The organism is Rhabdothermincola sediminis (assembly GCF_014805525.1).
GTDB lineage: Bacteria > Actinomycetota > Acidimicrobiia > Acidimicrobiales > Acidimicrobilacustridaceae > Rhabdothermincola > Rhabdothermincola sediminis.
Genome location: NZ_JACFSZ010000023.1, coordinates 28,585 through 40,995 on the forward strand (window position 1 = coordinate 28,585; position 12,411 = coordinate 40,995).

The 12,411-nt window shown below is 71.3% G+C and carries 11 protein-coding genes; 1 reads left to right on the forward strand and 10 read right to left on the reverse strand.

Annotated elements, in window-relative coordinates; translation table 11 throughout:
- Positions 1-3 precede the first annotated feature (3 nt).
- The 5 genes from dapB to HZF19_RS15290 all read right to left on the reverse strand — a co-directional run bounded on the left by dapB (position 4) and on the right by HZF19_RS15290 (position 6,289).
- Positions 4-792, reverse strand: a complete 789-nt coding sequence (gene dapB / locus HZF19_RS15270; protein WP_208029665.1) for a 4-hydroxy-tetrahydrodipicolinate reductase — start codon at positions 790-792, stop codon at positions 4-6.
- Positions 793-851: 59 nt separating this feature from the next.
- Positions 852-2,069: a M16 family metallopeptidase gene (locus HZF19_RS15275; protein ID WP_208029666.1), complete on the reverse strand. Its 1,218-nt coding sequence runs from the start codon at positions 2,067-2,069 to the stop codon at positions 852-854.
- A gap of 80 nt (positions 2,070-2,149) precedes the next feature.
- Positions 2,150-4,537: a polyribonucleotide nucleotidyltransferase gene (locus HZF19_RS15280; protein ID WP_208029667.1), complete on the reverse strand. Its 2,388-nt coding sequence runs from the start codon at positions 4,535-4,537 to the stop codon at positions 2,150-2,152.
- A 216-nt stretch (positions 4,538-4,753) separates the two neighbouring features.
- A complete protein-coding gene (gene rpsO / locus HZF19_RS15285) occupies positions 4,754-5,032 on the reverse strand; it encodes a 30S ribosomal protein S15 (RefSeq protein WP_208029668.1) in 279 nt (92 codons plus the stop codon).
- 171 nt (positions 5,033-5,203) lie between these two features.
- Positions 5,204-6,289 (reverse strand): alpha/beta fold hydrolase, encoded by a 1,086-nt coding sequence (locus HZF19_RS15290; protein ID WP_208029669.1) that lies wholly within the window; start codon positions 6,287-6,289, stop codon positions 5,204-5,206.
- A gap of 137 nt (positions 6,290-6,426) precedes the next feature.
- Here HZF19_RS15290 and HZF19_RS15295 point away from each other — a divergent pair, with 137 nt between their 5' ends.
- Positions 6,427-7,725 carry a sulfotransferase family protein gene (locus HZF19_RS15295; RefSeq protein WP_208029670.1) on the forward strand — a complete coding sequence of 433 codons (1,299 nt, stop codon included), beginning with the start codon at positions 6,427-6,429 and terminating at the stop codon, positions 7,723-7,725.
- Between the two features lie 37 nt (positions 7,726-7,762).
- On the opposite strand, the gene HZF19_RS15300 is transcribed toward HZF19_RS15295, so the two are convergent.
- From HZF19_RS15300 to infB, 5 genes are read right to left on the reverse strand one after another with little or no spacing between them, the layout of a single operon-like run.
- The gene (locus HZF19_RS15300) at positions 7,763-8,725 is read right to left on the reverse strand and encodes a bifunctional riboflavin kinase/FAD synthetase (RefSeq protein WP_208029671.1); all 963 of its coding nucleotides are present in this window, start codon (positions 8,723-8,725) and stop codon (positions 7,763-7,765) included.
- Between the two features lie 10 nt (positions 8,726-8,735).
- Positions 8,736-9,659, reverse strand: a complete 924-nt coding sequence (truB, locus tag HZF19_RS15305; RefSeq protein WP_208029672.1) for a tRNA pseudouridine(55) synthase TruB — start codon at positions 9,657-9,659, stop codon at positions 8,736-8,738.
- Between the two features lie 10 nt (positions 9,660-9,669).
- On the reverse strand, positions 9,670-10,083 hold the full coding sequence (rbfA, locus tag HZF19_RS15310) for a 30S ribosome-binding factor RbfA (protein ID WP_208029673.1): 414 nt from the start codon (positions 10,081-10,083) through the stop codon (positions 9,670-9,672).
- Complete coding sequence (locus tag HZF19_RS15315; RefSeq protein WP_208029674.1) at positions 10,080-10,379, reverse strand: DUF503 domain-containing protein; 300 nt, start codon at positions 10,377-10,379, stop codon at positions 10,080-10,082. Before HZF19_RS15315 ends, rbfA begins: the two co-directional genes overlap by 4 nt.
- Before the next feature lie 16 nt (positions 10,380-10,395).
- Positions 10,396-12,228, reverse strand: a complete 1,833-nt coding sequence (gene infB / locus HZF19_RS15320; RefSeq protein WP_235980252.1) for a translation initiation factor IF-2 — start codon at positions 12,226-12,228, stop codon at positions 10,396-10,398.
- Positions 12,229-12,411 lie beyond the last annotated feature (183 nt).

Sequence of the window (12,411 nt, forward strand, 5' to 3'; positions counted from 1 at the left end):
CGCCTACAGGTCGAGCAGAGCGTCGAGCCCCACGGTCAGACCCGGGCGATCGGATACCAGCTTGATCGCCAGGAGCACGCCAGGCATGAACGACGCCCGGTCATAGGCGTCGTGCCGGATGGTGAGCGTCTGGCCGGTGGTGCCGAGGATGACCTCCTGATGCGCGACCATCCCCTTGATGCGCAAGGCGTGCACGGGGATGTCGCCCGGGCCCTTGCCGCCGCGTGCACCGGGCAGGACCTCGTTGGTCGTGGGGTCCGGAGTCCAGTCGCTGGACGCCTTGGCCATCCGCTCGACGGTCAGCATGGCCGTGCCCGAGGGCGCGTCGACCTTCTGCTCGTGGTGCCACTCGATGACCTCGGCGGACTCGAAGTACGGGCTCGCCATCTCGGCGAAGCGCATCATCAGCACGGCCCCGATCGCGAAGTTCGGGGCGATCACGCAGTTGCTCTTCGTGAACGCGGCCCTCAGACGCTCGTAGTCGCCATCGGTGAAGCCCGTGGTTCCCACCACGGCGTGGATCCCATGCGCCGCGAGCCACGCCAGGTTCCGGCGGGCGGCATCGAGCTGGGTGAAATCGACGGCCACCTCGGCGCCCGCCTGCTCGAAAGCCTCCGGGCCCGCGGCGATCTGCAAGGGGAGATCGAGCCCGGTGACCTGGCGCAGGTCGATGCCCACATGCAAGGGATCGACCGCGGCGACGAGCTCAAGATCCGGGTCGTCGGCCACCGCCCGACACACCGTGCTCCCCATGCGACCACCGGCCCCGAACACTCCGACCCGAAGTGCCATGGCAGCACCCTACTTCGACGAGGGTCCCCCTCCCCCAAGCGGGCGCGCACCACCACCGGTCAGGTCCGCACCGCCCGGGTGACGGCCGGGTCGTCCGCGCCCAGCGGACCGACGACCACCGCGGCGCGAGGGCCGCCGAGCACCTCGGCCAGCACCCGGTTCACGTCCTCGGTGGACACCGCTCGCACCCGGAGGAGCTGCTCGTCGAGCGGGATGACCTCGCGCCGGGTGACCTCGCTGGCGCCGAGGCGACCCATGCGGCTGGCGCTGTCTTCCAATCCGAGCAGCAGCGACCCTTCGATGCACCCGAGCGCCACCGCGTGCTCCTCGGCGGTGATGCCGTGCGCCACCAGGTCGTCGAGCACCGCATCCACGACCTCCACCAGCTCGCCCAGCCGCCCCGGTGCCGTCCCCGCGTAGAGGGTCATCGAGCCCGCACCCCGGTACGTGGCCGGGGACGTGTACACCGTGTACGCGAGACCCCGCTCCTCACGCACCTCCTGGAAGAGGCGGCTCGACATGCCACCGCCCAGCACCTGGTTCGCGATCCACAGCGCGTACCGGTCGGGATCGTCGTGGTCGGGCCCCCGCCAGCCGAGCGCGTAGTGGACCTGCTCACTCGGTCGCTCCACCACGCTGAGGGGCACCAGATGCTCACCGGGCGGCGTTCGCTCGGGAGCAGCGCCGCCCGGAACGCCCTCGAAGAAGCCGTACACCCCCTCGACCACCTCGTCGTGATGGAGGTCGCCCGCCGCGGCCACCACGAGACACGACGGGCGGTAGTGCTCAGCATGGAACGCGGCGATCACGTCCCTCGACAGCGACGCCACCGTCTCCCGGGAGCCGAGCGTCTCCCGGCCCAGCGGGTGACCGGGAAAGAGCGCCTCATTGAGCTTGACCACCGCCACGTCGTCGGGCGTCTCGTCGCTCATCAGGATCTCGTCGAGGATGACCTCCCGTTCCGCTTCGACCTCGTGCGGCCGGAACGCGGGCGCGGCGACCACGTCGGTGAGCAGCTCCAGGCCGAACCCGAGGTGCCCCGCCGGCAGGCGGGTGTAGAAGGCCGTGTGCTCCCTGGTGGTGAACGCGTTCAGTTCGCCTCCGACGGCGTCGACCGCGACGGCGATGCTCCGAGCCGAGCGCGACTCGGTGCCCTTGAACAGCAGGTGCTCGAGGAAGTGGGAGGCGCCGGCCAGCTCGTCGGGCTCGTCACGGGAGCCGACGTCGACCCACACCCCGACGCTCACCGAGCGAGCCTCGGGCATCCGCTCCGTCACCACCCGCACCCCCGAGGGCAGGACGGTCTTGATGCATCCGGTCGCCGCCCGCCGGGCGGCTCCGCCCGAACCCCGCCCGCTCAGCGCCGCCGACCGCCTCCGCGGCGGCGGCCGCCGCGGCGCTCGCCACCCCGGTCCCCACCGCTGCTGCTGCTCGCCGGCTCGGGACCGAGATCGCCGAACTCCTCCCGGATCTCCTCGTCGAACGCGTCCTCGAAGGAGACGTACTCGCGCTCGGGGCCCGGCCGGCCCTCGCCACCACCGCGCTCGTCGCCTCGCGCGGCCGGCTGCGTCGGGGCCGGCGAGGAGGCCAGGCTCAGGGAGACCTTGCCGTTCGGGTCGACGTCGTCGACCCGAACCTCGACCTCGTCACCGAGATCGAGCACGTCCTCGACCTTGTCGATGCGCTTGCCCTGCCCGAGCTTGGAGATGTGGAGCAGCCCATCGCGCCCCGGCAGGATGTTGACGAAAGCGCCGAACTTGGTGATGTTCACCACCTTGCCGGTGTAGGTCTGGCCCACCTCCGCCGTGGGCGGGTTGAGGATGAGCCGGATCTGCCGCTCGGCCTCGGCCACCGCTCCGGCATCGGTGGAGCCGATGCTCACGATGCCCACCGTGCCGTCGTCGTCGACGCTGATGTCCGCGCCGGTCTCCTGCTGGATGGCGTTGATGACCTTGCCCTTCGGGCCGATGACCTCGCCGATCTTGTCGATCGGGATCTCGAAGTTGACGATCTTCGGCGCGGTGGGGCCGACCTCCGGCCGGGGCTCTGCGATCGCCTCCGCCATCACGTCCAGGATCCTGAGGCGGGCCTCCTTCGCCTGCTGCAGGGCCTGGGCGAGCACGTCGGCGGGGATGCCGTCGATCTTGGTGTCGAGCTGCAGCGCGGTCACGAAGTCCGCGGTGCCGGCGACCTTGAAGTCCATGTCGCCGTAGGCGTCCTCCGCCCCGAGGATGTCGGTGAGGGTGGTGTAGGTGCCCTCCGCGAAGACCAGACCCATGGCGATGCCCGCGACAGGGGCCTTGATCGGAACGCCGGCGTCCATCATCGACAGCGTCGAGGCGCACACCGAACCCATCGACGTCGAACCGTTCGACGACAGCACGTCGGAGACGGTGCGGATCGTGTAGCCGAACTCCGACGACGAGGGGAGCACCGGCACCAGGGCCCGCTCGGCGAGCATGCCGTGGCCGATCTCACGCCGCTTCGGGCCCCGCATGAAGCCCGTCTCGCCCGTCGAGTACGGCGGGAAGTTGTAGTGGTGCATGTAGCGCTTGCGGTCGACCACCCCCAGGGTGTCGAGCATCTGCTCCATGCGGGGCATGCCCAGGGTGCACACGTTGAGCACCTGGGTCTCGCCCCGCTGGAACAGGCCCGAGCCGTGCACCGACGGCAGGACGCCCACCTCCGCCGACAGGGGTCGGATGTCCTTCGGGCCCCGTCCGTCGATGCGGACGCCTTCCTCCACGATGCGCTTGCGGACCACCTGCTTGGTGAGCGACCGGATCGCGGCCTTGATCTGCGCCTCGGCGTCCTCGAGCTCCTCGAAGCGCGGCGCCAGCTCCTCCACCAGCGCGGCCTTCAGCTCGTCCTCCGCGGCCTGGCGGTCGTGCTTGTCGGCGATGGTCATGACCTGAGCCACCCGCTCCCGGCCGGCGGCCTCCACCGCGGCCAGCACCTCGGGGGTGTAGTCGACCGCGACCGTGTAGGCCATCGGCGGCTTTGCGCCCGCCTTCTCGACCAGCTGGCGCTGTAGCTCGACCGCTTCACGGATCCACAGCTTCGACGCCTCGAGCCCGTCGGCGATGGCCTCCTCGTCGACCTTGGGCGCCCCCGACTCGTACGCCGGCCAGGCCGCCTCGGTGCCCCCGGCCTCCACCATCATGATGGCCACGTCGCCGTCGTCGAGCAGCCGACCGGCCACCACCATCTCGAACGTCGATGCCTCGCCCTCCGCGTAGGTGGGATGGGGGATCCACTCTCCCTCGGTGGAGTACGCGATGCGCACCGCGCCGATGGGTCCGTCGAAGGGGATGCCCGACAACGACAGCGCCGCGGAGGCCCCGTTGATCATCAGCACGTCGTGGGGGTTCTCGAGATCAGCCGCCAGCACCGTGCCGACGATGTGCACCTCGTTGCGGAACCCGTCGGGGAAGCACGGGCGCAGCGGGCGGTCCGTCAGGCGGCAGGTGAGGATGGCCTGGTCGCTGGCCTTGCCCTCCCGGCGGAAGAACGAGCCGGGGATCTTGCCCGCCGCGTACATCCGCTCCTCGACATCGACCGTGAGCGGGAAGAAGTCCGCTCCGGGACGGACGGTCTTCGCCGCGGTCGCGGTGACGAGCATGACCGTGCCCCCCAGCTGGACGGTCACGGCACCGTCGGCCTGGCCGGCCAGCTTGCCGGTCTCGAGGGATAGCGTCTTGGCCGTGCCGGTCACGGAGCCCGACACGCTGATGGCTTCCGCCATGGTTGCTCCTTCTCGGGGCCTTCGCCCCGCATGGATCGGAGGCGGTGGCGGCGCCAGTTCCCAGTGGTGAGGGGCGGGGCGGACGTCCCGCCCCTCACCACCGGCAACTGACGGACGCGTGACCGCCGGTGTGTATCAAGTTGTGGTGCCTCCCGGCGCCGGGATGTCCGGGCCGGGAACGCGACGACGGCGACCCGCACGGGTCGCCGTGTCCCGTCAGCGCCGCAGCCCGAGCTTGGCGATGATCGCCCGGTAGCGCTCGACGTCGTTGGACTTCACGTAGTCGAGCAACCGACGGCGCCTGCCCACCAGCATCAGCAGCCCTCGCCGGCTGTGATGGTCCTTCTTGTGGACCTTCAGGTGCTCGGTGAGATGGTTGATGCGATCGGTGAGCAACGCGATCTGCACCTCCGGGGAACCCGTGTCGGTGTCGTGGAGGCGATGCTCGCTGATCGTGCCTGCCTTCGGTGGCAGGTTGGTGGGCTTGCGGGACATGTGGTGGTACCTCGTGTGGTTGGGCGTCGGACCCGGCCTCCTGGGATCCGCTGCCTCCGCCGGGACGGGCGGTGCTGGCGTGATCGGAAGCGGCGGCCCGCGACGGGCCGATCACCAAGGCTAGCAGCCGCGCCGGCCGGGCCGCCCACCCACGGCCGGCGGGGCCGGTGGTCAGTGGATGGTCCACTCGTACTTGGGTGGCCGGTGCAACGCCGTCTCCGAGCTGTAGGTGTGGTCAGGGGTGAGCGCCAGGATGGGCGCGTCCGGCGCGTACAGCAGCTCCTCGAGCTCCTCCACCGTCTCGGCCCCCGCGGTCTGGAGATGGGACCGGATGGCCTCGCCGAGCCGCCCCTCGAGCAGCTGCGAGACGATCGCCGGGAGGGTCTCGGGGTCGCGCAGCAACCAGGAGTGGGCAGCCCGCTTCACCGTGACGAGCTGCCCGTTGGCCCGGGTCGCGGCCGAGCGGGCGGTGCACACCGGCACGACCAGGTCGAGCTCGCCGTGGATGACGAAGGTCGGGACCTCGTTCGCGGCCAGGGCATCGAGCAGGCCGGCGCTGCCCCGGGTGCGCAGGATCGACGCCGCGGGGCCGATGAGGCGCCACGGCTGGAGCGCGTGCCCGACCAGTGTGGGGGTCAGCAGGCGACCGAGCTTGCGGGCCTGGCCGGGGTCCGTGGCCAGCGGGACGGTGGCCAGGGTGTCCACGAGCAGTGCGGCCCCCTCCATCGCCAGCAGGGGTGGCGCCAACCGGAAGAACCGCACCATCCAGTCCCACTGATCGCCCACGATGGCGTCGATCAACAAGGTGGCGATGGTGCGGTCCGGCTCGAGCGCGGCGAGCTGGGCGACCACCCGCCCACCCATCGAGTGCCCGGCCGTGACCGCCTTGCGGATGCCGAGCTCGTCGATGCAGCGGCCCATCAGGCGGGCGTAGTCGCCGAGGCGGGCGCCTCCACCGGGCAGGCCCTGGGTGCCGCCGTGGCCGGCCATGTCGATGGCGATCACCTTGAAGCCCTTCCTCACCAACCGGTGGAGGGTTTGCGCGTAGAGGAACCCTTCGGCCGTGTAGCCGTGCACCACCACCAGCGGCACCCCCCGACCCGCGACCGCCAGGCCGACCTTGTGGCCGTCGGCGAGCGTGAAGGTGTGGCGGGCCAACCGCGGCACGGCGGCCACCGCCGGCGCGGGAGCATCGCTCGGCGCCGGCAACGGCTCGTGCGGGGAGGGCTGGGCCACGGCGTCCAATGTTCGCCCCACCTGCCGGCTCCATGGTGGATGGAGGGCCATCGGCCTCGGAGTGTAGGGAGGCGACGACACGGAACGGTCCCGACGGCCCGTCCCGGCGTGCCAGGAGCGCCCCTCGCGGCTGGCTCAGGGGCGGTAGCGTCCGCCGGATGGATACGCCGAGCCCGCCGGCAGCGGTGCACCTCGACGATCTGGCCGATCCGCGCTTCCCGCCGGAGGCGGCGGCGATCATCGAGGCCACCGCGCCACTGGGCGCGACCATCGACCTCAACCCCGCCACGCTGTGCGCGCAAGCGGTGGCGGAGACCGGCCTGGAGGACTTCGGCGAGCCGTCGTTCCGGGAGCGCCTGCGGGTGCTGGCGGACGCCCTGGAGTCGGAGGCGGGCCTGTCGGGGATGGGGCGGGTCACCACCTCCGTGCAGCTCGTGCAGCTCCTGAAGAACCGGGTGCTGCTCGAAGACCTGCTCGCCCGGCACCCCGAGATCCGTGAGGAGCGGATCGACCGGCCCATCATCATCGCCGGGCTCCCCCGCACGGGCACCACCCACCTGCACAACCTGCTGGCAACCGACCCGGTGCTGCGATCGCTCCCGTACTGGGAGAGCCTCGAGCCGTTCCCCACCCCCGAGGACGCCGTGGCCCTGGCGGCGGGGGCACCCGACCCCCGCCTGGCCCGAGCGGAAGCGGGCACGGCGTTCCTCGATCTGGCCCTGCCCTACTTCAAGCGGATGCATGAGATGACCCCCGACCACGTGCACGAGGAGATCCAGCTCCTGGCCATGGACTTCTCGAGCATGCTTTTCGAAACCACAGCGCCGATGCCGTCCTGGCGTGAGCACTACCTCGCCCACGACCAGGTGCCCCACTACGAGTACCTGCGCACCGTGCTCCAGGCGCTGCAGTTCCTCCGCCCCGCCCGACCGCCAGGCGAGGAGGATCGCCCGGTTCGGTGGGTGCTGAAGTCCCCGCAGCACCTCGAGCAGTTCCAGGTGATCGAGCAGGTGTTCCCGGACGCCACGGTGCTCGTGACCCACCGGGATCCGGTATCGGTCACCGCGTCGATGGCCACGATGATCGCCTACACGGCGCGGCTGCACCTCGAGCGGGTCGACCCGGTGGCGATCGGCCGGTACTGGGCCGACCGCCTGGTGAGGATGCTGCGAGCCTGCGTCGACCAGCGCGACGTGCTGCCCCGGGACCGCTCACTCGACGTGCGCTTCGACCAGTTCATGGCCGACGACCTCGGGACCATCGAGCGCATCTACGCGGTCGCCGACCAGCCCCTCGACGACCGGGCCCGAGCAGCGCACCAGCGCTACCTGGCGAGCCACCAGCGTGACCGCCACGGATCGATCCTCTACGACCTCGCCGATTTCGCGCTGGACCCCAGCGCCTGCCGAACGGCGACGCGCTCGTACACCGAACGCTTCGGCATCCCCACCGAGTGAGCACCCGGATCATCTGCGCGGCGGTCCAGCGGGCAGATCAGGGGGGGGTGGCGCCGAGGATCCGGCGGGCCTGCCGGCAGTCCCGTTCCATCTGCTCGACCAGCGCGTCGACCGAGTCGAACTTGCGCTCGTCTCGCAGCCGCTCGACGAAACGCACTCGAGCCGGCTCGCCGTAGAGGTCGCCCTCGAAGTCGAGCAGGTGGGCCTCGAGCAGCGAGGACTCGGCGTCCTCGTAGAACGTGGGCCGCCGGCCCAGCGAGAGGGCAGCGGGGCGCGCGAGCCCGTCGGGACGTAGGTACCAGCCGGCGTAGATGCCGTCGGCCGGCAGGCAAATCTCGGACGGCACGGCGATGTTGGCGGTGGGGAAGCCCAGCTCGCGGGCTCGCTTGTCACCGCCGACGACCGCGCCGCGCACCTCGTGGAACCGGCCGAGGAGCCGGTTGGCCCGCGCCAGGTCACCGTGGCGGAGCGCCTTCCGGATGGCCGTCGAGGACACCCGTTCCTCGCCCGCGGCTGGGCGCCCGTCGGTGCCGACCAGGTCGATGCCGAGCACCTCGAAACCGAGCTTGGCACCCATGTCGCGCAGCAGGGCGACGTTGCCGGAGCGGCGGTGACCGAAGTGGAAGTCCTCGCCCACCACGACCGCCCTCGCGTTGAGGCTGCCGACGAGCACCTCGGTGACGAACTCCTCGGCTGGTTCCTTCGAGCGGGCGTCGTCGAAGTGCAGTACGAGCGTGTAGTCGACACCGGTGGTGGCGAGCAGCTCGAGCTTCTGCTCGAGATCCGTGAGCAGCGGTGGGGCGGAGTCGGGTCGCACCACCGCTGCCGGATGTCGGTCGAAGGTGACGACCGCCGTGGCGAGCCCGTGCGCGGCAGCGAGGTCACGGACACTGGCGATGACCGCGCGGTGACCGAGGTGCACACCGTCGTATGCCCCGATCGTGACCGCCGTGCCCCGGGTCGGACGGGGCCAGGTCTCGATGTCACGCAGCACCTGCATCGTGGCGAGGCTAACCCTGCGCCCGGCCGCCGGACGATCCCCGGCCTGCCGGGGCCACCACCACCGCCGGCTTCACCGTTCCCGCGCGGTGGAGCTCGTAGACCGCGAGCAGCGCACCGCCGGCGTCGAGCACCGCCCACGGACCTTCGCCCTCACCCACCCCCAGCCGGCTACGGTCGAGCACCTTGCCCACCCCCACCTCCGCCGCCACCCGCTCGTCGACCCGCACCTGCGGGTAGTCGCGCAACGCCGCGGCGGGCGCCAGCAGCACCTCCGGCCCGACCTGCTCGACGGGCCACGCCTCGGCCTCGGTGAAGGACCCGATGGCCGTGCGCCGCAGGTGGCGAAGGTGGGCTCCGCCCCCGAGCGCCGCGCCGAGGTCCGCGGCGAGGCTACGCACGTAGGTGCCCGACGAGCAGGTCACCGATGCCTGGTACACCAGCGGATCCCCGGTCGGGGTCACCTCGAAGCGCCACACCGTGACCGGCCGCGGCGCTCGCTCCACCTCCCGGCCCTCGCGGGCCAGCTCGTGCAGCCGGCGCCCACCGACCTGCACCGCCGACACCATCGGCGGCACCTGCAGGATCTCACCCGTGAGCGCCTCCGCGGCCACACGCACGTCATCCGGCGTGACCGCCATCGCGTGGGTGGCGGTCACCTCGCCGGAAGCGTCCAGGGTGGAGGTCTCGACCCCGAGCACGATCTCGCAGGTGTAGGACTTCGGCAGCGCGGTCAGGAATCGCAGCAGGCGGGTGACCCGACCGACCCCGACGAGCAGCACCCCTGTGGCGTCGGGGTCCAGCGTGCCCGAATGACCGACCCGGCGCGTGCCGAGCAGCTTGCGGCACTTCGCCACGACGTCGTGGGAGGTCCAGCCTGGCGGCTTGTCGACCACCACCAAGCCATCAGGCCCCGAGCGCGCCCCTCGTCCCACCGGGCGGTCCTCAGCGCTCGTGGTCGCCCTGCCCGCCCGGCTCGCCCGGCTCGCCGGCGCGGTGGATGCCTCGCAGCAACTCGTCGATCCGCTCCCCCGAGCGGACCGCAGGATCGGGCCGGAAGGACAGCTCAGGGGTGCGACGCAGGTGAGCCTGCCGGTTGATGCTCGCCTGCAACCGGACCCGGTGCGCACCCAGCGCCTCGAGCACCACCGGATCGCCCTCCTCTCCCCGGAGCGAGTCGTAGTAGACGACCGCGCGGCGCAGGTCGCGGTCGACCTCCACCCCGGTGATGGTCAGCAGCTCCAAGCGGTCGTCGTCGATCGCCTCGAGCGCGTCGGCGATGATCTCCCGCAGTAGCTCGTTGACCCGCGCCGTGCGCGGGAATCCCCGGCCGCCGCCGGACCATCTTCGCCCGGTCACGGGTCCACCTCCAACCAGTGCCGCTCGGTGGCGGTGACCTCCGCCTCGGTGAACGACCACACGAAGCGTTCCACCGCGTCGATCACCTCGGTGGTGTGCCCCGGCGACCCGGCCACCCCGACGAAGCACAGCTCCGCGCGCTGCCAGGCGTCCTGCCGGCCGGTCTCCGACGCGGCCACCCCGAAACGCCGGCGGGCCCCGTCGACGATGGACCGAAGGCTGGCGCGCTTGTCCTTCAGGGACCGGCTCTCCGGGAGGTGCAGCTCCACGGTGAGGGCGAGCACGTACGCGGTCACCTCGACGATGGCGCCATCAGGCCCGCGGGATCTCCCGTTCCTCGTAGGTCTCGATGATGTCGCCCTGCTTGAGGTCCTGGAAGTCGGACAGGCCCACACCGCACTCGAAGCCCGCGGCGACCTCGCGCACGTCGTCCTTGAAGCGTCGCAGCGAGCTGATGGTGCCCTTCCAGATCACTGTGCCTTCACGCAGGAAACGGACCTTCGATCCCCGGGTGATCACACCGTTGGTGACGTAGCAGCCCGCCACCGCGCCGACCCGGGGCACCCGGAAGACCTCGCGGACCTCCGCCTCACCGGTCACCACCTCCTCGTACTCGGGGGCGAGCAGGCCGAGCATGGCGTTCTCGATGTCCTCGAGCACCTGGTAGATGATCTCGTAGGTGCGGATCTCGACGTTCTCGACCTCGGCCATCTCCCGGGCCTTGCGATCGGGCCGCACGTTGAAGCCGATGATGGTGGCGTTCGACGCCGAGGCGAGCTGGACGTCGTACTGGGTGATGCCCCCCACGCCGCGGTGCACGAACGACAGCTTGACGTCGTCGCGCTCGAGCTTGCGCAGCGCCTCGGTGAGTGCCTCCAGGGAGCCCACCACGTCGGCTTTGAGGATCAGGTTCAACGTGGCGGTCTCGCCGGCCTGGATCTGCTTGAAGATGTCCTCGAGCTTGGCGCCACCGGACATGGCGTGCGCCTCGCGCCCCAGGGTGGCCAACCGCTGCCAGTGCTCGCGGGTCTCGGCCACCCGGCTGGCGGTCTTCTCGTCCGGCGCGGTCACGAACGAGTCGCCGGCCTGGGCCACCTCGGAGAGACCGAGGACCTGCACCGGTGTCGACGGGCCGGCCTCCCTGACCTGGTTGCCGCGATCGTCGATCAGGGCCCGCACGCGCCCCCACGACGCGCCGGCCACGACGGGGTCGCCGACCTTGAGGGTGCCCCGCTGCACGAGGACCGTAGCCACCGGGCCCCGCCCGATGTCGAGGTTGCTCTCGAGCACGACCCCTCGGGCCCGGCCTTCGACGGGAGCCCGCAGGTCCTCCAGCTCGGCCACCACGAGGAGGTTCTCGAGCAGGTCGTCGATGCCCTCGCCCTGCAGGGCGGACACCGGCACCATGATGGTGTCGCCTCCCCACTCCTCCGGCACGAGGCCCTGCTCGCTCAGCTGCTGCATCACCCGGTTGGGGTCGGCGTTCTCACGGTCGATCTTGTTGATCGCCACCACGATCGGCACCCCGGCCGCCTTGGCGTGGTTGAGCGCCTCGATGGTCTGGGGCATCACCCCGTCGTCGGCCGCCACCACCAGCACCACGATGTCGGTGGCCTCGGCCCCACGGGCTCGCATGGCCGTGAACGCCTCGTGCCCCGGGGTGTCGATGAAGGTGATGGGCCGACCGTCCTTCTCGGTCTGGTAGGCGCCGATGTGCTGGGTGATGCCGCCGGCCTCCCCGGCCACCACGTTCGCGTTGCGGATCCGGTCGAGCAGCTTCGTCTTGCCGTGGTCGACGTGACCCATGACGGTGATCACCGGCGGACGGGTCGGCCAGGACTCGTAGGTCTCCTCATCGACCTCCTCGTCGAGGAGCAGCAGCTTCTGCAGCTCGACCTCCTGCTCCTCGCCAGGATCCACGAGGCGGATCTCCGCCCCGATCTCCGCGGCGAAGAGCTCGATCATGTCGTCGGAGAGCGACTGGGTGGCCGTGACCATCTCACCCTGTTGCATCAGGAAGCGGACCACGTCCGCGGCGGTGCGGTTCAGCTTGGGGCCGAGCTCCTGGGGCGTGGAGGCGCGCTCCACCACCACGACGCCTTCAGGGACCGGAGCCTCCTTCGGCGTGTAGGTGGGGATGTCCATCGGCTGCAGCTCGTCGCGCGAACGGCGCCGGCGCCCCTTGCGTCGTTGCGGGCGACGCTGGCCCGGGCCACCGGGCCGGCCACCGCCGGGCCCGCCACGGCCACCTGGTGGACCGCCACCTGGGGGTGGGCCACCGGGACGGCCGGCCCCCACACCAGGGCGGGCCATGCCCGCACCGGGACC